This window comes from Ekhidna sp. (assembly GCF_965228795.1).
Taxonomy (GTDB): domain Bacteria; phylum Bacteroidota; class Bacteroidia; order Cytophagales; family Cyclobacteriaceae; genus Ekhidna.
This window is the reverse complement of sequence record NZ_OZ245839.1, coordinates 1,767,404-1,789,988: the sequence shown is the minus strand read 5'-3', so window position 1 is coordinate 1,789,988 and position 22,585 is coordinate 1,767,404. Positions and strand designations below refer to the sequence as shown.

Sequence of the window (22,585 nt, the reverse complement as noted above, 5' to 3'; positions counted from 1 at the left end):
TTTAACAAGAACAATCAAAAAAGCAGCTTCCCTATTTACAGTAAAGAATGGATGATTTATCTTCATCCTTTTAATTCCAATAACTCATCATGAGAAAGTTAACTTCTATTTCATTCATCATTCTTGCATTTGTTCTTGGTCAGTGCTCCAGTGTTCCCATGAGCGACCGATCTCAATTAGCGCTTATCAGCAATGACAAAATATTTCCAATGAGTTTTGATCAGTACGATCAGGTAAAAAAGGATAGTAAAATAATCACCGGAACGGATGATGCCAGAACCGTGAAACGTGTCGGCACCCGGATTCAACGGGCAGTGGAGCAATATTTCAATGATCAAGGTCAGGGTGACTACCTTAACGACTATCAATGGGAGTTTAACCTCATTGACGAAGAAACGGTAAATGCCTGGTGCATGCCAGGTGGAAAGGTTGCCTTTTATACCGGTATCATGCCCATCTGCCAGGACGAACTGGGTGTTGCAGTGGTCATGGGACATGAAATAGCACATGCAATAGCTAATCATGGTCGTGAGCGCATCAGTCAACAATATGCAGCCCAATTTGGACTGTCGGCAGTTAGTATTTTATTAACCGGCGGAAGCAGCGCTCCATCCATTCCAACGGAAATAATCATGCAAGGAGCCGGAGCGGCTACCTCTCTGGGGATACTGGCTTTCTCCAGAAAACATGAATCAGAAGCTGATAAATTAGGACTATTTTTTATGGCAATGGCCGGATACAATCCTCAAGAGGCACCTAAATTTTGGGAACGAATGGCAGCACAAAGCGGTGGAGAAGCTCCTCCTGAGTTTGTCTCCACTCACCCTTCTCATGATACACGCATTTCTGACCTGAAGGCAAACATGCCAAAGGCTATGGAGTATTATCGCAAATCTCAATAGGTGAAGTCGACAGGAATTTATCGATTCTTCAAATCCTTACAATCATTGATTGGAGGGAGAGCCAAGCGTATAAGCGATTATACAATTGCACGATACTCCATTGCTGTGAAAGATAATGCAAGCAGATGGTTTAAAGAACTCATTTTTTTAACGGTGGGTATATTATCTGCCGGGTTTGGATTGCACGGATTTCTGCTTCCAAATGACTTTATAGATGGTGGGGTAACAGGTATTTCACTACTTACACGAGTGATAACAGGGTACCCCCTCCCTATTCTGATTGTAGTTATCAATATACCATTCATCGTTCTGGGCTACTTCCAGATCGGGCGATCATTTGTTTTCAAGAGTATCATTGCCATTATCGGTCTGGCATTGGCCTTGAATTTTATTCACTACCCAATCATTACTTCAGACAAGCTTCTAGTCTCTGTATTTGGTGGTTTTTTCCTTGGAGCAGGCATTGGATTGTCCGTGCGAGGCGGTGGAGTATTAGATGGAACAGAAGTGCTGGCTATATATCTGGGTAGAAAAACCGGTTTGACCATTGGTGACCTTATTTTGGTATTCAACATTTTCATCTTCTCTACTGCCGCATACCTACTCTCCATTGAAATTGCACTCTATTCCATTCTTACTTATCTGTCCGCCTCAAAAACAGTTGATTTTGTTATTGAGGGTGTTGAGGAATACATAGGTGTAATTATAATCTCCAAACGAAGTGAGGCTCTTAGATTGATGATCACAGAAAAAATGGGGAGAGGTGTCACTATTTACCAGGGTAAAAGTGGGTTTGGTAAGCGGGAAGATTTAGCAGAAACCGAAATTCTCTATTCGGTTATCACTCGACTAGAGATCGGACGTATGCAGAATGAAGTAAAATCCATTGATCCACAGGCTTTCATAGTTATGAATAGCGTGAAAGACTTGAAAGGTGGAATGATCAAGAAGCGACAGTTTAAGGAGCATTGATTTACAAAAAGCCCTCACCACCATTCGATCAGTAAAAAAATAGTAAAGAGAAATTATTCTTTACTTCCTCGTTCATTTCTTGACCAAAAATATCCATGCAGCCTCATATCATTGCTTATAGAAAAATGAGACGTGATAAAAAATGTATTGGTCAATGAGGAATAAAACAATGAAAACCTTTTACCTCATCATCACTCTATTATTGATTTCATGCGGACAAAAATCAAGTGTAGATCAAGTAATTGAAGAGGGGGATTATGACATTCTGAAAAACATAAAAGAAGTAAAATGGCCGATGGCCTACAGAGAACAAGATACTGTCCTACTTGATAGGTTATTAGCTGAAGACTTTCAACTGATCGATCAATCAGGAGGCAGGTATGGCAAAAAAGATGAACTAGCTTGGATTAAAGAGCATGCATTAGCGCATGACTCATTTTACTACGAAATTAAGCGTCTGGATATCTATGAAAATGGTACTGCAGTAATTGCAGGAACCGGGCATATATTTAACGATACAGCTTATTCCACCTACGAATCAAGTAACGTTTTAGTTAAACGAAATAGAGAATGGAAGGCGATACTATCCCATGTTTCGGGCTACAAAAATATAAAGGCAGAAAATTAACTGATTATTGGATATACCAGAGATGCCTACACCCACAACAAACTCCGGAAAATGAAAAACCAATACCTGATCAGCTGTCTTCTTTTATTACTAATATCATGCGATAGCGCTAAATCTACTTTGAATGACTTTGATGGAAATCAATATAAAACCCAGAAATATGGCAATACAATCTGGATGACTGAAAACCTTCGCACTACACGAGACAAACATGGAAATGAGTTAATGTACTATTTCCCAAACGAAGACCCCACAAAATCGAAAGGTTTTGGTTTGCTCTACGATTTCGAAACAGCATGCAAGGTTTGTCCTGACGGATGGAAGCTTCCATCGAATGAAGATTGGGAAGCGTTGTTTGATTTAGAGAATCAAAACATCGCAAGTATTTACAAGGATAGCCAATATTGGACTGAAGGTAAATCCAATCAAAGTGAATTTTCAGTTCGGCCGGCTGGATATGGTAATAATGGTGAGCATGATAATAATTTCAACTCCAAAGCAATCTTATGGTCTTCATCCAAAGAGGATGATCATTTTGTTTGGACCTATGTGCTCGAACTCGGCAAAGACTCCATTCGGAAAGCTTCGCAGCATCCAGAATATGCATTTTCGGTTAGGTGTATAAAATCAGAATCATAATAGTAGAAATTTCAAAGTCGGTGATAAGTCATGTTTTTCATGACAGGGAGCATCAGGGTTGATACTCTCGTTTTAAAGATTAATTCAACAATAATAAAAAGGCATGAAATATTTAACAGTAATAATCATTATAACAACTTCATTAAGTTGTCAATATCAGAATACGATAACTAAGGATGAGTCCGACAAAGAAGTCATGCTGCTGGGTGTATATCATTTTGATAATCCAGGCATGGATACGCACAACATGGATGTGGACGATTATTATTCTGAAAGACGTCAGAAAGAAATTGAGGCAGTAGTGTCCAGACTTAAAGCATTCAATCCAACCAAAATCCTTGTCGAATTTCAACCGCATACGCAACCAAAACTTGACAGTCTATATGGTCTGTATAACAATGGTGATATTGACCTAAATGAAATACCAGGAGGCAGAAATGAAGTGTATCAATTGGGATTTCGACTGGCAAAAGAAATGGATTTAAATGTCCCTGTGGCTATTGATAATGATGGTTTTTGGCTTGGAGACTATGTAGACTTTATTGCTGACACACTCAGGTATGATTCTTATACTACCAGTCAGGAGAAGCGAGCCAAATATATAGCTGAGCGTTCTGAACGCTTTCAGCAAAATACCATTTTGGAGAACCTTTCCAGCCTAAATGAATGGGAAGAAATCATGGCAAATCATGACTACTACAACAATGTAGCCATTGATGTAAGAGATGGAGAAGGAATCATGTTTAATTATCAAGAGCTAACCTCTGAAATAGATGGTCTCCCTTATTTTATGAGGTCGTTTGATTTCAACAACATTGGTGTTGAGATGATAGCTGAGTGGTATAAACGTAATCTATTTATCTATCGAAATATCTTAGACCAAACCCAAAAAGAGGATCGTGTGATTGTCATATTTGGATCAGGTCATGTGAGATATCTAAACCAGATGTTGAGTGACAACCCTGAATTCAACCTGGTAAATCCAAACCAATATTTAAAGAAATGATTTTTGTGTTTTGATAATTACGAAGCATTGAAAGGTGCTCCGTTATTACTCAAACTGACTCTCCTCCAATCCAGGAATAATATCACAAGCGTTCTTATAATAGACCTTTTTTAAGACCTCATCGGAAAGCCCTAACCCGTACATGCGCCAGAATGCGTGATACTTTTTGTAGTATGGAAAATACTCATCTTCAGTTTCCAGGACTCTGAAATAGGTCCAGAATTCTTCAGGATTATAGGCGTCCTTCCCGAATAGCAATCGATCCTGATATTTTTCAAAAAATTGCTTTGCTCTTCTTGGCTGACGACCAAACTCTGCGATTACAGCTCCGATTCCAAAATAAACATTTGGATACATTTCCAGGTGTTCACCGGCCTTATCCAAATCATTCGCCATCCAGCCCATATGAGCATTCACGAAAGTGGTATTAGGATGCTTTTTAAAAACATTATGTTGCTCTGCAATGATTTGTTCAAATGGTGCAGGATTATCCTCTCCACGCTTTCTTCCCGGTCTTAGCTTGAGCTCAAGCCACCGCTCGTTATCAGCATCCATGGGATCCCAAAATGGAGCTGGGTCAGCTGAGTGAATAAGAACCGGAATTCCGAGCTCACCACACTTCGCCCAAACGGGATCAATTCTAGGATCGTCAATGGCTATTCGATTTCCGTCTTTATCAGTATATCTCAGCCCTAGACTCTTGTAAATTTTCAAGCCTCTCGCTCCTGCTTTTACATCTTCTTCGAGTTCTTTTACTGCATTTTCTGTCCAGCCCTCCTCATCAATGTCATTAAATGAAACATTGGTAAAAACGATGATCCGATTGGGAGCCTCACCTTCGACCCTTCTCACCATTCCAGCCAGGTATTCCTGAGAACCAATATCACCTGCTTCTCTATTATATCCCCTCCCACTTAGGTTGATCATGGCTCCCATATTCAATTCATCCATCTCCTCCACCAGTGAAGCAATGCGTTCTTTGGTAAGATTCCACTGATGACTGTGAATATCTACAAAAGGAAACTTCGCTCGCTTCACAGGGTTTTCAGGTACTACGAGTGTTGAAACCGGATTGTATTCTTCAAAACTCATGGTTGGTTCTATTTCCTGAGCCTGGATCGTCATCGAAAGACAGATAAAAAGTGTTAGCAGGAATTTTCTCATTCTTCTAATTTTATTTCAAGACAATAATACGAAATGTATGGCCTCTTCAGGTGGTGATTTATTTATTTGGGTTCGATTTCCGTTTCAGCTGATTATTTTCGCAATATGGAGCGACCAGAATTCGACGACATTTTTATGGAACTGGCAGTGAACCTCGCCAAGAAATCTCATTGCATAAAGCGACATGTAGGTGCTGTGCTGGCAAAAGATACACGCATCATCTCGATAGGCTACAACGGACCTCCATCCGGCACACACAATTGCGATCAGGAATGGCCCGAACAAGGCTGTCCCAGAGATTCCAAAGGCAGTTGCTCTCTGGCACTTCATGCCGAGCAAAATGCGATTCTCTATGCAGTAAAAAACAAAACCGACGTAACTGGCGCTACCCTTTATGTCACACTGTCACCATGTATCGCCTGCGCCAGAATCATCTACACCATGAAAATAGAAAAGGTGATTTACCTAAAGTCATATGCTGAGTACAAAGGCATTGCCAGCGATGAAGGCGTTGACTTTCTTCGCAGGTTTGGGGTTGAGGTGGAAAAGTATGAGGGGAACCTTGAGAATGTGACAGAGTTGGTGTAACATCCAGTGACAAACATCCTCTTGAAATTACAATTGAAATTGATAATGCCAGAAGGCTAATCACAACAGCGTTGGAAGTGGATTGAGGCAAAAGGTGATTTAATAACGTGAGTGGCCATTTTGCTTATTATTTAGTCAGCCGCCAAATAGTCCTTGGCTTCTTCTAATGTAGGAAATGGCTTCAAATCATTTCCGGTTATGGCATTATAACCTTTCAAAATCAACCCTCTTAAACCATCCATTCCAATGATTGCTCTCTTTTTAGCATAAACACTAAAAACCTCTTTGCCTAAACGCTTAGTTTTATCCACGATCTCAGGATCATTTTTCGTTCCTCGCACATCAGTAAGTACCAGTAAGTTTCCCTTCGTTTGCTTGAATGTATTGGCCATCTCATCTAATTGATCAAAAATGGCTTGCTTATTTTTCATGTCCTTGAAATCACAGAACATGATTTCTTTTCCCTTATGGGTGATTTTATTAATTGGCATTGGTGATGAAATTTAGGCGACAAAAATAGCTTTATCCTTTTCAAAAAAATTAAGCACACGATTAATTAATAATGAATTGACTTCTTTTCGTTTATTTCAAATTATTTTTCAGCCGATGAAATATTTAATCATTCTTTTTCTCGGATTACCGTCTCTTGTTTTAGGACAACAGGCAGATGTTGTTGTCGCAAAAAATATCTCGCAAGTTGCTTTTGGCTCGTGTAGCAAACAAGATCAACCTGACAAGCAACTATGGAAAGAAATAAACCACATGGAACCGGATCTCTGGATATGGTTAGGCGATAACATCTACGGAGATACAGATGATATGCGAGTGATGAGGTCGAAGTATGACAAGCAAAAATCACATAAAGGCTATCAGCAATTATTAGAAAACACAGAAGTACTGGGAATATGGGACGACCATGATTATGGAGGAAATGATGGAGGAAAAGAGTATCCCAAAAAGGATGAGAGCAAAGAGGAACTTTTTAGATTTCTAGACATTGCGGATGATCATCCGGGTAGAGGAAGAAAAGGAGCCTATCAATCGTATGTATTTGAAAGCAACAAACGCATTAAGGTCATTCTTTTAGATACCCGGTATTTCCGGGATTCATTAAAATGGAATTGGCCTTCACCTGGAAAAAAAGAAGCAATCATCAACCCAACAGGTGAGATATTAGGGGAAGAGCAATGGAAATGGTTTGAACAACAGCTTTCGGAACCAGATATTGACTTATTCATAATCTGTTCAGGAATTCAAATCATACCAAAAGAACATGTCTTTGAAAAATGGGCAAACTTTCCCAGAGATCGTGAGAGATTTCTAAAGACAATCACCCCGGTTGAAAGTCCTCTAATTCTGCTTTCCGGTGATCGGCACATGTCAGAGGTTTCGAGAATTGAATTAGATAATCGAAAACACCCTATTTATGAATTTACTTCCAGTAGCTTGACCAGCCCATGGGGGATGGAACGGGATGAACCAAATCAATTCCGGGAAAAGAACATCATATACAAGCCGAACTTTGCTCATCTTGATATTTCATGGTCTGGCAATATCCTTAATCTAGAGCTCAATTACTTTGGTAAGGGAAGTGAGGTTCTTCAGACACATCTTATGCGATATTCTGAATAAAAAAACCCTCCCGCTTTTCAGCTTAAGGAGGGCTACCAACTTACTCAAAGTATATTTTCTTAGAACTCACCACCGTCATAATCACCGTCACGTTCCTCACCTCGGTTACGCTGCTTTTTCTGATTCAGCCGATAGGTAAAAGAAAGAGTTGCAGTTGTTGACCGCCACTGAAATTCGCTGTATTGGAAGGAGTTATCATTAAAAGTCTCACTCCTCCATCTTCTGGTGTTGAAAAGGTCCCGTACATTAAAAGCTAATGTTCCTTTATTATTTAAAACATCTTTTGACATTCCAATATCTACTGATGTCACTGATAATCGCTTGCCTTGAACCGTATTTCTTGGTGCTCTATAATTCACATTGATTTGAGCATCAAAGAGATTATTAAACTTAAAATTATTGCTCACTCTGGTTGAAAGCGAAACCGCTTCTGCTTCATCGTAGCTCACCGTTTGATCTCCAAAAGAAACAGATCCAGCTGGCACATATGATCTGAAAAAATTAACATTCCCGCTTACTCGGTACCAATCTGTAAAGTCTTGAGATACATTAAACTCTGCCCCAAATGAGCGCTCAATAGAAACATTGTATGGTCGTGTAAATGTGATTCCATTTTCATCAGTCGTTCTAAGACGCTGCTCCACTCCTTCCGTATAGCGATAATAGACACCTCCGTAGAATGAAGATTTTTCTAGATTTAATAAATAACCAAGCTCGTAGGAGTCTGTAAATTCCGGCTGCAAATTCGGATTACCCACGTAATAATTTCTATTGTCTGATATGGAACTGAATGGATTCAACCTTCTACCTCTTGGACGACTGATTCTTCGACTATAGCTTGCCTGAACAGCTTGTGTTTCAGTCACCTGGTAGGTTAGGAAAGCACTTGGAAAAAAGTTGCCATAATTTTGCTCGTTTCTAAGATCATTGGTTTTTTGATAGGTAATCAATTTTGTGAGCTCATACCTTACCCCGAGCTGCCACGACAGCTTATTAAACTTATTGCTTATGATCCCATAAACAGCCAGCACATCTTCTTCATATTCAAATTCGTTAGAAAATGCAGAATCTACCTCATAAATACCGCTCTCATTTCTTTCAGTAACCAGATAGTCATTTCCTACTAACCTATCGGTATATCGTGTACCAAGTTCCAGATTTCCCTCTTTTGCAAATGGGTGAACATAGTCAGCCTGGAGCATGAATCGCTCTTCTATTTCATCATTGTTTGCTCGCTGATACAGAAATGGAACCTGATTATTAAATGTTGTGCCTTCACTCTGAACTAAATCACTACTTTCCTGCTCGTTGTTATTTTGATATTGAAAGTCAGCGGTGAGTTTTTGACCTTTTCTATTGAAGTTTCGCGTATAGTTTAGCGCGTATTCCACATTTTCATCTCCTTCACCTTCATTATCATTTCTCAAAGTCAATGAGTCTGCACCAGATGGCTCGAAAAAATCACGGTAGATTAATCGTGTTTCGTTTTCTTCATCCGAATACCTGTATAAAAATGAAAGTGTAAGCGTATTTGATTCGTTTAAATAAATATCTGATCCAAATCGAGCAGAATAGCTGATTCCACCTCGATCATGAGATCGATCCCTTATTGTAAAAGATGGAGAGCTGGGATCTTGATTGTAGAAGTTCTGTTCCGAAAAGCCACTACCGTTATATCTTCGATTATTGATACCAACATTCGTAAAGAAATTAATCCAATCTCGCCTTAAGTTCAGGTTAATAGATCCTCCATGATTAGCCGGAACGCCCGTATTAGCCTGAAAACTACCATTAAGTCCTCTTTTTTGATCTTTTTTAAGTACTATATTGATAATACCGGCCAATCCTTCAGCATCATACCTGGCCGAAGGGTTTGTTATTACTTCGACACTTTCTACCAGGTTTCCATTTAATTGACGCAATGCATCATTGCTACTCAATCCAACCAATCCTGATGGTTTTCCATCAATCAATATCCTAACATTTTCACTTCCCCTTAAACTCACATTTCCTTCTACATCTACTTGTACTGAAGGTAGATTATCGAGTATATCAGTTGCACTTCCTCCAAGGTTACTGAGGTCTTTTCCGATATTGAATACCTTTTTATCCAGCGTCATTTCCATCTGGGTGCGCTCACCTTGCACCACAACCTCCTCTAATAAGGTCTCATTTTCTTCAAACTGGATATTGCCGGCATCATAAACCGGTCGGTCTTTTGAAACCTTAACTCCGGAAATCAAAGCATCCTTAAAACCCATAAACTGAACTCTGATGTAGTACTCGCCAGGCTTAATTGGAACATTAAAAATTCCGTTAATGTCTGTCAACCCACCTGTTACTAAGGATGAGTCAGATTCATTAAAAATGCTAATCGTAGCAAATTCAACGGGCTCATTGGTGTTGGCATTCACCAGCTTCCCTTTAATGGCAAACTTGGGTGCTGCCATTTCTTTAGATGCCTGACTATAGGCACCTATCAATAGAGCTAAAAAGTAAATAATAAACAGTAGTCCTTTTGATTTCATAATGCAAAACAAACAACACTCTTTGAAGCATGTTTGAGTGAAATTTGAAGCAATTCTGAAGTTTTGAAATTCTTTCTATCTACGGTCAAAAACGAATATGAATGGAGTGTAATTCGTTCGCATACCCGTAATTAATTTGATAAGAATAGTAATCACAGATTTTTTTAACAATAGCCAGCCCAAGCCCCATAGACTTTGCGCTTTGGTTGGACTTTTTGAACCGCTCGAACAGCTGATCACTTGTTATCTCTAGCTTTGGCCCTGTATTTGAAATTATTAGCTCTCCTCCGGTCAGGGAAACTTGAATCGTTCCTCCTTCCCAGTTGTGCCTTATTGAGTTATTAATGAGATTAGTCAACATAAGTTCGATCAACACTGAATCAGCCTCAACAACCACATCATCATCAATCTCAACCTTATGATCAATCGATTTAAGTTCAATCAATTCCTTGAATTCCTCAACCATACTCCTGAGCGTTTCTGATAAATTAATTTCAGAAACATTAGCAAACTCCTGATTTTCGATCTTTGTCAATAGCGCCAGCGAGTTACTAAGATTACTGAGGCGTTTAATTGTATGTTGTGCAAAAGTGATTTGCTCTATTTGCTCTTCTGTTAAATTTTCACCATCCATGAGCACTTCAAGCTTGCTTTGGATAATGGCAATAGGGGTTTGAAATTCATGCGAAGCATTTTCTGAAAACTCCTTTAAAGACAAATAATCCGACCGAACCTTGCTCGTCATTTCACTTAAAAAGTGATTTAGCCGCTTGAATTCACTCACATTTGACTTAGGGAATTTGAGCTGCTGGTCCGGTTTAGTGAGCGAGAAATTCTTAATGACATCCAAAGTAAGATTGAAGGGTCTTAAAATAAAATATGAAGCCAGAAAGCCAATAACTATCACTGCTGCCAGTAGAATCAAATACATGGTCACCAATGATTCCACCAATCCATCTCGGATATCATCCGGTTCTATAATGATATCATATAAGCTAACCATATAGCTCACACTATCCACATTCCGGATCGCATCCAATCGAAGGTGTGACTCAATACGCTCAAGTTGACTATGCATCACAACTGTATCTGAAAATTCGGTTGATTCCTCAACGAATTCATCCAACCTGACAACAGTAAGTTTAGCCCATTGCAGCGAATCTTCTACAGGTCTGGCTTGCAGTCGATTTTCCATACGATCCAGCCGTTCCATTAAAAAACGCTGTTGCTCATAATTCACTTCGCGCATCATCACATTGAAGCTGATCACTCCGCCCACCAGAAATACTACCAGCGAAACAATGACAAATAATATGGTGATTCGGACAATCAGATTCATTCTTCATCTTTCATTTTATACCCTGCACCGTAAACGGTTTTCAAATAATCTCTGCCACCGGCTGCCATTATTTTCTTTCTTAGGTTTTTAATATGCTGATAAACAAAATCAAATGAATCCATGGTATCCATGTAGTCACCCCAAAGGTGCTCCGCAATGGCTTGCTTTGTCAATAATCGATTTTGATTGACTACAAAATAGTGTAGTAGCTCGTATTCTTTACGAGTTAGGTCTAATGACTGATTATTTACTGTCACTTCGTGGTTCTCCAGGTTCAACTCAATTTCGTTGAAGGTTAGCGAACGTTTACCCTCTTGCTTTCTTCTTCTGAATATGGCATTGGCGCGTGCATTTAGTTCGGCTAAATGAAAAGGTTTTGGGAGGTAATCATCTGCCCCTAGTTCAAGACCATGCAGCTTATCGTTGAGCGCATTCTTAGCCGAAATGATTAACACACCCATATCCGGCCAGTTCTCCTTTACGACTTTCAATAATGAAAGCCCATCACCATCCGGGAGCATTAGATCTAATAACAGCACATCGTAAGAAAACGCATAGAGTTTCTCTGTTGCTTTAGAAAAAGTAGTAGCGATCTCACAAACGTCTCCTTCCTTCGAAAAGTAATTTCGAACACTGGATGCAAGCTCTTCTTGATCTTCAACTAGCAACAATTTCATGGGGTAAACTTAAGATACCTTTTTGAAGCAATTCTGAAATCCCCTAATACTTCATACTCCATTATTCAAAATGAATGCAGGGCAACTCTTACATGAACGGTCACTTCTCTGCCGTCAACTTTTTCTAACTTAAAGGTGAAAATCAATTTAAACAGCTAGGACTATGAAAAAAATAATGAACAGTTGCTTCTTGGCTCTTTGCACCTTAGGGCTTTTTGCCCAGGGCGGACTTGAGTATCAGGAGCCACCTGAAGAAATCAAAGAACTGATAGATGCCCCACTTGCACCATGGGTACGCATCGATAACAAAGGAGAAAATGTAGTTCTCCTTTACCGTAATGCCTATAAGTCTATTGCAGAGCTATCAGAAGAAGAATTAAGACTTGGGGGCTTACGGATCAATCCGGTCACCAACATTGGGAGCCGTACTACTTTTTACAACAATGTGAAGGTAAAAAAGGCTTTTGACGAGAATGCTAAACAGGTAACCGGCCTACCGGTAAACCCGCGCCTGGCCTACTTCAGTTGGTCACCAGATGAAAGCAAGATGGCGTTTACTCATACCACCGCCACAGGTGTAGAAATTTGGGTACTAGATGTGGCTAAGGGGACTGCCAAAAAGCTAACCAACGCTGGAGCAAATGCAAATTTAGGTTGGCCTATGGTATGGTCTCCGGATAGCAAAAGTATGCTGGTTAAAATGCTACCTGCGGATCGTGAACCTTTAATCAATACAGACACTGCCGTACCTACAGGGCCTACTGTCAGTACAAGTACCGGAGAAAAGGCGCAAAACAGAACCTATCAGGATTTGCTTAAAAACCCCGTGGATGAGAAAAACTTTGAACAGTTAGCCAGAGCAGAGATATTCAAAGTTTCCCTGGATGGAACCTCCAAAAAATGGATGGAAACCGGAATGTACCGAGGCATGGATTATTCACCCGATGGCAACTATGTACTGATCACTAAAGTGAAGAGACCATTTTCATACCTAGTACCATACTACAGATTTGCTTCTGAGACAGCCATTTTCGATCAAAATGGCAATCAAGTAAAAATGCTGTTGGATAATGACGTAGATGAAGTGAGACCTAAGGGCTTTATGTCTACTACAGATAAACCACGAGGATTTAACTGGCGTGCCGACAAACCTGCAACTGTAGTCTGGGCTCAGGCACTGGATGAAGGCGATCCTGCCAAGGAAGTAGCATTCCACGATGAAGCATTTGAACTTCCGGCTCCATTTACAGGAGAAGCCCGATCACTCATGAAAATGAAAAATAGATTCTCAGGCATCACATGGGGTAATGATGAGGTCGCAATAGCCTACGACTATTGGTTTGACAACCGAAACACAAAAACGTATCTGTTTAACCCTTCAGACAATGCTCAAGAACCTAAAGTATTGTTCGACAGAAACTATCAGGATGCGTACAGTGATCCGGGCAATTTTGTAACTACAAAAAATAAGCTAAATCAGTCTGTGTTATCAATGGACGGAAGCAACGCTTACCTGATGGGCGATGGCTTTAGCGATGAAGGCCAATTCCCTTTTGTAGACCAAATGAATCTGGAAAGCGGGAAGACGACCAGACTATATCAGTCTGAGTACACTGATAAGGTTGAGGATCTGGTAGATGCGATAGATATGAGCAAAGGAGAAATCCTTGTTCGCATTGAATCACCAACGGAGTACCCTAATTATTACGTTAGAAACATCAAGAAAAAGATGGCTTTGAAGCCAATCACTCAATTCGAAAATCCATTTAAAGCGATGATGGAAGTAGAAAAAGAGGTGATTACTTACGAACGAGAAGATGGAGTTGAGTTGACCGGCACCCTTTATTTACCTGTTGGCTATGACAAGGAAAAGAAAGAGAAAATGCCAATGATCATGTGGGCTTATCCGGTGGAGTATAAGGACAAAGCCAGCGCAGGACAAAATACTACCAACCCGAATGAATTCATCTACCCATGGTATGGATCTCCGGTTTTCTGGGTGACACGAGGTTATGTGGTGTTAGATGATGCAGCCTTTCCAATCATTGGTGAGGGGGATGAGCAACCAAACGATACTTTTAGAAAGCAGCTAGTCGCTAATGCTAAAGCAGGAATCGATGCTGTGGATGAAATGGGTTACATCGACCGTGAGCGAGTTGCTGTTGGCGGTCACTCGTATGGCGCATTCATGGTGGCAAATCTATTGAGTCATTCTGACCTGTTTGCGGCTGGAATTGCGCGAAGTGGAGCATATAACCGTACGCTTACTCCTTTCGGATTCCAACGTGAGGAACGCTCTTACTGGGAGGCTCCAGAGGTGTATTATACCATGTCTCCATTTATGCACGCAGATAAAATGAAAACCCCACTCCTGCTTATCCATGGAGAAGCCGACAACAATTCGGGTACGTACCCCATGCAAAGTGAGCGTTATTTCAACGCACTAAAGGGACTTGGAGGACCTGCAAGGTTAGTGATGCTACCAAAAGAGAGTCATGGCTACCGGGCGAAGGAGAGCATCATGCACGTACTATGGGAGCAAGACGCATGGCTTGAGGAGCACGTTAAAAACAAAGACCCAATGGAAACTTCTGTTGAAATGGAGGTTGACAAATGAAACAAGCGATGACCAACCTAATGAAGCCGGACCGTAAGGTTCGGCTTTTTTTATAAGAAACAGGTGATGATATTTTTATGTATCTTAAAGGTACATTAAACCTTTAATTGTGAACAAACTCGGCAAAAGGTTAGCATTCTATCTTGGAGGTGCCTGGGTGGTAATTGAAGCATTTAGTTTTTTGGTTCAACAATATGATCTTGACCCTGCACTAATTGATATTCTCATATTGTTGGTACTATTTGGATTTCCAGCCACCCTTATTTACTCATCATTTAAGGGAAAAACTAATTGGAAAGCCATATCACTACAAATAATTAACGTTTTTTTGGCCATTAGTTTGATTTTCTACTATGTTATTAATCCTAACAGCCTTAAACCGGAAAAGCTTCGCTTTTTAAAAATAAGTAAGACAAAAAATACAGAGTTAAACAAGCTTGACGCAGTTGCAGTACTCCCTTTTCTAAATAACCTGGGTTCAGAGCAAAAAAACCTTGTTGCAGGTATGCATGATGGACTAATAACCGAAATCGGTAAGTTGGGAAGTATGAAAGTAATCTCAAGAACTTCTGTCATGTCGTATGAAAATTCCGACAAAAACATAACTCAAATTGCTCAAGACCTAAATGTAGATGCCATAATTGAAACATCTCTAACCAGAATTGATACGGTTGTTTCGTTGAATATTAAGCTAATTAATATCTTTCCCGAAGAATCAGTTTTATGGTCTCATTCGTATGAAGGACACTTTGGAAAAATCCCCAACCTATTCCGTGAAGTCACTAAAAATGTAGCAATTAAGCTAAACAAAGTAATTTCCCCTGAACAGGAAAAAAGGTTATCATCCAATCGTACATTTGATCCTTCAGCTTATGAAGCATACCTCAGAGGCACTTTTTACACAGGGCTTTTGACACCTAAAAATTTTTCTAAGGCTGAGTTTTATTTTTCAAAAGCGCTTCAGCTTGATTCTACTATTATCGAGGCTTATTGTGGACTAGCAAGCATGTGGGCATCTAAAAGACAAATGGGATATGTGAGACCACATCTGGCAAGTGATAAAATTGATTCCCTTATCACTCTCGCTGAACAAATTTCAACCAAAAATGCCAGCCTATTCAGCATCAAAGCTGTGGAAAAAACGTGGGGTACATTTGAATGGGAAAAAGCAGAACGGAATTGGATCAATAGCCTTGAGCTCAACCCTAATTCTGCAATCACACGCATAAGCTATGCTCACTTTTTAATGATAATGAATCGCTGGGATGAAGCATGGCAACAAGCAAAATATGCGGAAGCTCTCGACCCAGAATCTCCTTGGGTAATCAGCTTTATTGGGATCATGTATACGTTTAATGGGAAAGTGCTGACCGGTTCGAAGTACATAAATAAACTTGAGAGAATTGCTCCCAATCACCCTTTGCTTGTGGAAGTCAATCTAGAAAAAGCAGTGGCATTCAACAAGCATGATCAAGCTATAGAATTTTTAAAGGAACTACTTAAAAGAACCCAGATAGATAGAATTGAAGAGTTTATCAATGACACTTACAAAAAAAATGACTTTAATACCACATTATCAATTACTGCAAAGTTTCTGGAAGAGAAAAGAAAAACTCAGTATGTATTGCCCAGACTGATACATCAGATTTACATGATTACGGAAAACGTAGAAAAACAAATGGAAACCTTACTCCTTGTTTACGAAGAAAATGATCCAAGCCTTCCGTATTTCGCAGTAAAAGGAATGTGGCCGAATCAAGACCACCCAACATATAAGACAGTGATGAAAGAAGCGGGATTGTGGTGATCAATTTTTACTCCATCATTTCAATATTTCTTTTCGATCTCTTTATTCATCGCCCTGATTGCTTGATCAAGATCTTCAGATGATTCCACCATAATTCCTATCAATCGTTCTTTCTCATTCTCATCCAGTTTCAGTGCATTGGATGCTCCGATGATTTTTGATAACGATGATCTGACCTCATGAGAGTTCATATAAGCTATTCGCTCCAGGCGCTCATTCTTTACTTTTATGTCTTTAGTTCGTTGATCTACTCGTTCTTCCAGTGAATTATTCAAGTCTTTTAACTCGTTATTTAAACGCTCAATCTCTTCATTCTTAACCTTCATTGTGGAGTATGCATTACCCAGCAAGTAATACAGCAAATAAAAACCGGCATAAATACAGAAAAGGAACAGTATTCCTGCACTGGTAAACTTTATAAAATCAGGATTTATTGGATGGGAGTCTCCTACAACCTGAGAACCGTAATAACCATTCACCATCAAAGTAATTGCAATTATCAACATCCACCATTTAGAGTGTGTCATGCCACGGGTAATTAATGCATGCATGGGAATAAATGGCATCCAATAAACCAAAATGTAAAAGACACTTGGGTTCGCGAAGAAATGTGCCTCAACTATTAGGTATAGTACGATAACATGAGCAATCTCTAAATTCTTCAATCCCTTTTTAAAATAGGATATAAGAAGTAGTACAAAATTTAGCAGAAAACTAGGAATGAGCAGTTCAAGTGTTGTCGCTGATAAATCAAAAATCAATTCTATCCCGATGACTACAATCATCATCAGATTAGTAGCCAGTAAGACTTTATGTCCTATCAATCTCGATTGAGGGATTTGGTAATCCTTTATTATGGTACTCTTTAAGTTTTGAGAATTTTGATTAGGCATTAAGGTGATAAGTGAGATTAGGGAAACAGTAAATTACCAAAATATAAAAATACTCACTATTGATAGTTTATGCTCCCAACAATCCTGCTACTAAAAAACCGAGGTATGTACCTAAACCTGAACCCAAAGAACCTGCTAGAATAGCAGGAAGGATCAAATCATTTCTTTTCACGCTTTTTGCCAAAGCTAAAGCGGTGCTAGCTCCTCCAATATTCGCCTGAGAAGCTATGGCTATAATAGACCAATCAGATCTAAAGATTAGTCCTGAAAGAATTAGAAAAGCACCATGAACCAGGACAATCATGGTAGTAAAAAAGAATATATCTATCGCATGCGCTCCAACGTCTAATAGAGCTCCAATTTCACAAAAAGCACCCACGACTGCCAAAAACAGATATACTGAGAACATACCCAGTAATTTTGCCCCGGGTATTGCTTGAATCGTTTTAAACTGTGCAAGTACCAGAGCGATGGTCGTCAAAATTAAAATCGAGGGAAAACTGAGCCCCTGATCAGATAGTGCTTCTGCCAGCCAATCTGAAACAAATAATGTTCCTGCTCCTAAAAGAAGCATCACTGAGAGATTCATAGGCCCAATCTGTTCTACTTCTCTATCCAATTCATGATCATGACTCTCACCACTTTGAATGCTTGCATGCGGACGTAACTTTTGCATTACTACTGGCAGGCTTAATGTGATGATCATCCATAGAGCAGTAATTATATTATCTGCAACAACAACTCCGGTAAAAATTGCTCCTTCTCTATACACTTCATAGTGCAAAGCCACCGCATTGAAATTGGCACTTCCTCCTGTGTAAGTTCCCGTCATCATACCAGCAATAGCCTCAGCATTTGCTCCAAATACTGACTGATAATCAATCAAATTGAGGGCCACTATCACACCCAGCATTGTACCCACACTACCCAATACAAATGCAAATAACATGGGCAGCCCGGCTTTCTTGAGTGCTTTTAGATTGACACCTAGCAATAGAAAAAAGATACTGGCCGGTGCGATATAATGAAAAACACCTTCATAAACAGGACTTGAATCAGAGGCAGAAGGAATCCATCCAATATTTGCAAAAATTGCTCCCAGAATGATCACCAATAATGAACTGCTGATGTGCTTTAAAAAAGTATGCTTGCAGAGATATTCGCTAAGAAAAACAAGAAAGAAAAGGACACCTAAAATGTAAATTGGTTGATCAGTCATCAGACTAAAATAGTATAAATGATCATTCTATATAGAATGGTCAAATTCCTTAGTTTTATGAGAGATATAATACAACCAGTATGAGAAAACTCGGACTAATTGGTGGTACCTCCTGGTACTCAACAGTAGAATACTATCGGGGTATTAACACAATGTATAGCGATCAGATGGGCAAACAAACAAACCCCGAGCTTATTCTATACAGCATCAATATCGAGGTAATGCGACGGCAGGATGAAGAAGAAATTCGATCAAAGTATCTGACAGTAGCACAAAAACTGGAACAAGCCGGAGCTGATGGAATAGTTATTTGTGCTAACACTCCACATCTCGTTTTTGATCATGTTCAGCCTCAAATTAGCATTCCCATTCTCCACATCGCACACGCTATCGGACAGGCAGCAAAAGAGCATGATATGCAGAAATTGGCGCTATTGGGAACACGCCCTACCATGAGAGGTGATTTCATTCAGGGACCACTAAACAAGGACTTTGGAATAGAGACAATTATTCCCGATGAGAAAAACGCTGATAAAACTCATGAATTTATTGCTGATGAACTTACTCAAGGTATTTTTTCAGATTCGGCAAAGGAATTCTTTATTCAAGAAACGGACCAACTAAAAAATAAAGGCGCTGAAGGGATTATACTGGGATGTACCGAACTACCGATATTATTGAAAGATGAAAAACTATCTGTACCTGCACTAGCTACCACAGATTTACACATAAAAATGGCTGTAGAATTTTTGATAGAAAAGAATTAACCAGCTATGGGTGAAGAATGGAAAGTTATTAGGTTAGATCAATCAAGTTTAAAGGAAGCTCATGTATTTCTGGAGCGCATTTTCACACAAGAGCAGCATATTCCTAAACATCTGATTCCACCTCCATCTAATGAGCAAAGATGGTGGTGCATTCGTAAGAATGATAAAATTATAGCAACAGTAGCTGCATGGAAGATTAAAAACGAATGGCACTGGGGAAGACTGGCTGTTGATCCAAATGAAAGAGGCCATGGTTGGAGCAAAAAAATAGCTCATACGTCATTTAAGGAACTATTTGAATCTGGTATTGGTCAAGTGATCATTGATGCCAGAGACATTACCGTTCATCTATTGAAATCAATTGGGGCAGAAATTACCGGCCCCACTGATGAATTCTACGGGTTTCCAATCACTCCAATGTTGCTTAGAAAGGATGCATTTGATAGCAGTATAAATGCTTAAATCACATTCACTTCCCGTTCCAATTCAATTCCAAATTGCTGTTGGATGGACTTCTGAATTTGGTTAGAAAGTTTGAAGATATCTTTCCCTCTTGCATTTCCGAAATTAACCAATACCAGTGCTTGCTTATCATGTACGCCATACTCTCCGTCTTTATACCCCTTCCATCCCGCTTTTTCTATTAGCCACCCAGCAGGCACTTTAATATGATCATTATCAAGTGGATACGATTTTATATCCGGAAACTCTGCTTCCAGAGCTTCAAAATGTAACTTTTCAATCACAGGGTTTTTAAAAAAACTCCCTGCATTTCCAATATCCATTGGGTCAGGCAGCTTAGATTGGCGGATATTAATCACTGCCTGACTCACATTTTTCAGGGTCAACTCGTCCACTCCCATTTCTTCCAGTGTAAGCTTTATCGCTCCATAAGAAATATTGAAATTAGGCTTCTTTTGTAGCTTGAAAAATACTTTGGTAATTACATATTCATCCTTCAATTCTCCCTTGAATATGGAATACCGATAATCAAACTTGCAGTCTTCTTTAAAAAATGATAGCGTCTTTCCAGTCTTAATCTCGTATGCTTCCAGTGAGTGAAAGACATCTTTCAATTCAACACCATAAGCTCCAATATTCTGCATAGGTGCAGCTCCCACAGTACCCGGAATCAGTGACAGGTTTTCAACGCCACCATAACCACGCTCCACACACCAAAGTACAAATTGATGCCAATTCTCCCCTGCTCCAACTGAAACAAGTACATCCTCTTCGGTTTCATTTTGAACCTGAATGCCTCTTATTTCATTTTTTGCCACCACTCCGGTAAACCCTCTGGTGAATAGAACATTGGAGCCTCCACCCAAAATCATCTTCTTTTGGGAGCGGAAACGACCGGTCTGATAAATTTCATCCAAATCGTCAATGGAGTCCACGATTGCAAGAAAACCTGCATTTTCATTTAAGCCAAAAGTATTATATGGCTTTAAGGAAACGTTTTGCTGTACAATCAAGTCTATTGTGAGTTATTCTGCTTCGTAAACAATTTCGCCACCAATAATCGTCATCATCACCTTTGTATCTAAAATGTCATCCTCAGGAATGGTCATGATGTTTTTATCAAAAATGGTTAAGTCAGCCCACTTTCCTACTTCAATGCTTCCTTTTCTATCCTCTCTAAATGCAGCATAGGCTGCATCTAATGTGTAAGACTTTAGTGCTTGGTCGCGGGTCATCTTTTCCGAAGGTTCATATCCTCCATCAGGACTTCCTTCCAACGTTCGTCGACTGACAGAAGCATATAAACTTGCCAAAGGCGTAATAGGCTCTACAGGTGCATCAGTGCCATTTACAATGCGAGCACCTGATTGTAGCAGTGTCTGCCACATGTATGCACCCCACTCTATTCGTTGCTGCCCCAATCTATCAATGGCCCATGGCCTATCAGACGCCATGTGAATGGCTTGCATGGATGGGATTACACCCATTTCGGCAAATCGAGGGATGTCATCCGGATGAAAATGCTGCGCATGCTCTATTCTAAACCTTGGTTCTTTCGGAGCACTTTCAGGATATAGTTGAAAGGTACGTTCATATATATCAAGCACTTCTCTATTAGCCCGATCTCCTATGGCATGCACACATACCTGGAAGCCTGCCTTATAAGCGTCCTTTGTAATCGCCTCTATTTCATCCATTGGCATCACATTATGCCCATGAACACCCGGGGCATCAGTGTATTCTTCTAGTAACCAAGCTCCTCTCGATCCAAGTGCGCCATCTGCATATAGCTTTACCGATCGAACCGTCAATTGATTATCATAAAGGTCTTCCTCGATTCCATTTTTAAAATACTCATCAAGTAACTCCTCATCTCTTCCATTAAGCATTACATATAAACGCAACTTAAGATCCCCTCTCTCAGCAAATTCTTTGAATAGATTAATGTGATCAGGACCAGATCCTGCCTGGTGAAATCCGGTGATACCGTATTTGAAGCATTGCTCCAACGCTAACCGAAGTGCTTGTTCATCGCTTTCTTTAGTGGCATCTGGTATCACCTTAGTGATTAACCCTTGTGCTGTTTCATTAAATATTCCTGTAGGTGACCCGGAAACACTCTTGAAGATCTCCCCACCGTCAGGTTGAGGGGTGCCTTCTGAAATTGCTGCAATTTCCATTGCTTTTGCATTAGCCAATGCTGCATGTCCACTTGCATGCTTTAAATACACGGGATGATTTGGCACGGCCTCACTTAATAGATCATGTGTTGGAAAACCGTTTGTCATTTCAGGTTTTTCCGTCCACTTATCCTGATGCCAACCTCTGCCGGTAATCCAGGTGCCCTCCGGAGCTTTGGATGCACGATCTGCCACCATTTCCACAACTTCCTGGTAGCTTTTCGCTTCTCTCAGGTCTACGTTTAATAAATTGTATCCAACACCCATAATATGGGCATGACCTTCAACCAGTCCTGGTGTCATGGTTTTACCATCTAAATCAACGGTTTCGGTTTGATCTCCGATGTATTGCTTCACACCTTCATAAGTACCTACATATAAAAAAGTATCAGCTTTTATAGCCACAGCCTCAACCTTCGGATTAGAATCATCCATGCTATAGATCGAGCCATTAAAAATGACTTTGTCAGCAGAAATGCTCTGCTCATTTGAGTTTTGACTACAACTATTGATAATAACGGTCAAAATGACCATGTAAACGGTAAGGTATCTATTCATAGTAATT

Annotated in this window: 20 protein-coding genes; 11 read left to right on the top strand and 9 right to left on the bottom strand. The window is 39.9% G+C overall.

The genetic code is table 11. The annotated features are described in order from the left end of the window. Positions 1–89 precede the first annotated feature (89 nt). The 5 genes from ACQK2H_RS08170 (at position 90) to ACQK2H_RS08150 (ending at position 4,147) form a co-directional block, all read left to right on the top strand. Positions 90–902, top strand: coding sequence for a M48 family metallopeptidase (locus ACQK2H_RS08170; RefSeq protein WP_425390944.1), 813 nt, complete (start codon positions 90–92; stop codon positions 900–902). Next, positions 903–1,874: a YitT family protein gene (locus ACQK2H_RS08165; protein WP_425390943.1), complete on the top strand. Its 972-nt coding sequence runs from the start codon at positions 903–905 to the stop codon at positions 1,872–1,874. 154 nt (positions 1,875–2,028) lie between these two features. Further along, positions 2,029–2,502, top strand: coding sequence for a nuclear transport factor 2 family protein (locus ACQK2H_RS08160; protein ID WP_425390942.1), 474 nt, complete (start codon positions 2,029–2,031; stop codon positions 2,500–2,502). Positions 2,503–2,553: 51 nt separating this feature from the next. Continuing rightward, positions 2,554–3,141, top strand: a complete 588-nt coding sequence (locus tag ACQK2H_RS08155) for a fibrobacter succinogenes major paralogous domain-containing protein (protein ID WP_425390941.1) — start codon at positions 2,554–2,556, stop codon at positions 3,139–3,141. 103 nt (positions 3,142–3,244) lie between these two features. Then, positions 3,245–4,147 (top strand): DUF5694 domain-containing protein, encoded by a 903-nt coding sequence (locus ACQK2H_RS08150; RefSeq protein ID WP_425390940.1) that lies wholly within the window; start codon positions 3,245–3,247, stop codon positions 4,145–4,147. Positions 4,148–4,192: 45 nt separating this feature from the next. On the opposite strand, the gene ACQK2H_RS08145 is transcribed toward ACQK2H_RS08150, so the two are convergent. Next, the gene (locus tag ACQK2H_RS08145) at positions 4,193–5,311 is read right to left on the bottom strand and encodes an amidohydrolase family protein (RefSeq protein WP_425390939.1); all 1,119 of its coding nucleotides are present in this window, start codon (positions 5,309–5,311) and stop codon (positions 4,193–4,195) included. A gap of 105 nt (positions 5,312–5,416) precedes the next feature. Here ACQK2H_RS08145 and ACQK2H_RS08140 point away from each other — a divergent pair, with 105 nt between their 5' ends. After that, positions 5,417–5,899: a deoxycytidylate deaminase gene (locus ACQK2H_RS08140; protein ID WP_425390938.1), complete on the top strand. Its 483-nt coding sequence runs from the start codon at positions 5,417–5,419 to the stop codon at positions 5,897–5,899. Positions 5,900–6,030: 131 nt separating this feature from the next. On the opposite strand, the gene ACQK2H_RS08135 is transcribed toward ACQK2H_RS08140, so the two are convergent. Continuing rightward, positions 6,031–6,390, bottom strand: coding sequence for a hypothetical protein (locus ACQK2H_RS08135; RefSeq protein WP_425390937.1), 360 nt, complete (start codon positions 6,388–6,390; stop codon positions 6,031–6,033). A 115-nt stretch (positions 6,391–6,505) separates the two neighbouring features. Here ACQK2H_RS08135 and ACQK2H_RS08130 point away from each other — a divergent pair, with 115 nt between their 5' ends. Beyond that, entirely contained in the window at positions 6,506–7,531 is a 1,026-nt protein-coding gene (locus ACQK2H_RS08130; protein WP_425390936.1) for an alkaline phosphatase D family protein, read from the top strand. Between the two features lie 59 nt (positions 7,532–7,590). On the opposite strand, the gene ACQK2H_RS08125 is transcribed toward ACQK2H_RS08130, so the two are convergent. The 3 genes from ACQK2H_RS08125 to ACQK2H_RS08115 all read right to left on the bottom strand — a co-directional run bounded on the left by ACQK2H_RS08125 (position 7,591) and on the right by ACQK2H_RS08115 (position 12,075). Further along, a complete protein-coding gene (locus ACQK2H_RS08125) occupies positions 7,591–10,059 on the bottom strand; it encodes a TonB-dependent receptor domain-containing protein (RefSeq protein WP_425390935.1) in 2,469 nt (822 codons plus the stop codon). Positions 10,060–10,144: 85 nt separating this feature from the next. Further along, the gene (locus ACQK2H_RS08120) at positions 10,145–11,398 is read right to left on the bottom strand and encodes a sensor histidine kinase (RefSeq protein ID WP_425390934.1); all 1,254 of its coding nucleotides are present in this window, start codon (positions 11,396–11,398) and stop codon (positions 10,145–10,147) included. After that, a complete protein-coding gene (locus tag ACQK2H_RS08115) occupies positions 11,395–12,075 on the bottom strand; it encodes a response regulator transcription factor (protein ID WP_425390933.1) in 681 nt (226 codons plus the stop codon). Before ACQK2H_RS08115 ends, ACQK2H_RS08120 begins: the two co-directional genes overlap by 4 nt. A gap of 163 nt (positions 12,076–12,238) precedes the next feature. Here ACQK2H_RS08115 and ACQK2H_RS08110 point away from each other — a divergent pair, with 163 nt between their 5' ends. Both ACQK2H_RS08110 and ACQK2H_RS08105 read left to right on the top strand, forming a co-directional pair. Further along, a complete protein-coding gene (locus tag ACQK2H_RS08110) occupies positions 12,239–14,692 on the top strand; it encodes a S9 family peptidase (RefSeq protein ID WP_425390932.1) in 2,454 nt (817 codons plus the stop codon). A 109-nt stretch (positions 14,693–14,801) separates the two neighbouring features. After that, entirely contained in the window at positions 14,802–16,499 is a 1,698-nt protein-coding gene (locus ACQK2H_RS08105) for a hypothetical protein (RefSeq protein ID WP_425390931.1), read from the top strand. A gap of 20 nt (positions 16,500–16,519) precedes the next feature. Here the strand turns inward: ACQK2H_RS08105 and ACQK2H_RS08100 are convergent, their stop codons facing one another. Together ACQK2H_RS08100 and ACQK2H_RS08095 are read right to left on the bottom strand one after the other, a co-directional pair. Beyond that, complete coding sequence (locus tag ACQK2H_RS08100) at positions 16,520–17,392, bottom strand: hypothetical protein (RefSeq protein ID WP_425390930.1); 873 nt, start codon at positions 17,390–17,392, stop codon at positions 16,520–16,522. 67 nt (positions 17,393–17,459) lie between these two features. Further along, a complete protein-coding gene (locus ACQK2H_RS08095; protein ID WP_425390929.1) occupies positions 17,460–18,611 on the bottom strand; it encodes a DUF819 domain-containing protein in 1,152 nt (383 codons plus the stop codon). An 80-nt stretch (positions 18,612–18,691) separates the two neighbouring features. Here ACQK2H_RS08095 and ACQK2H_RS08090 point away from each other — a divergent pair, with 80 nt between their 5' ends. Then, positions 18,692–19,378 carry an aspartate/glutamate racemase family protein gene (locus ACQK2H_RS08090; protein WP_425390928.1) on the top strand — a complete coding sequence of 229 codons (687 nt, stop codon included), beginning with the start codon at positions 18,692–18,694 and terminating at the stop codon, positions 19,376–19,378. Between the two features lie 6 nt (positions 19,379–19,384). Continuing rightward, entirely contained in the window at positions 19,385–19,840 is a 456-nt protein-coding gene (locus ACQK2H_RS08085; protein WP_425390927.1) for a GNAT family N-acetyltransferase, read from the top strand. On the opposite strand, the gene murB is transcribed toward ACQK2H_RS08085, so the two are convergent. Both murB and ACQK2H_RS08075 read right to left on the bottom strand, forming a co-directional pair. After that, positions 19,837–20,853 carry a UDP-N-acetylmuramate dehydrogenase gene (gene murB, locus ACQK2H_RS08080; protein ID WP_425390926.1) on the bottom strand — a complete coding sequence of 339 codons (1,017 nt, stop codon included), beginning with the start codon at positions 20,851–20,853 and terminating at the stop codon, positions 19,837–19,839. The genes ACQK2H_RS08085 and murB overlap by 4 nt on opposite strands. Before the next feature lie 12 nt (positions 20,854–20,865). Continuing rightward, positions 20,866–22,578, bottom strand: coding sequence for an amidohydrolase (locus ACQK2H_RS08075; protein ID WP_425390925.1), 1,713 nt, complete (start codon positions 22,576–22,578; stop codon positions 20,866–20,868). Between the last annotated feature and the right edge of the window lie 7 nt (positions 22,579–22,585).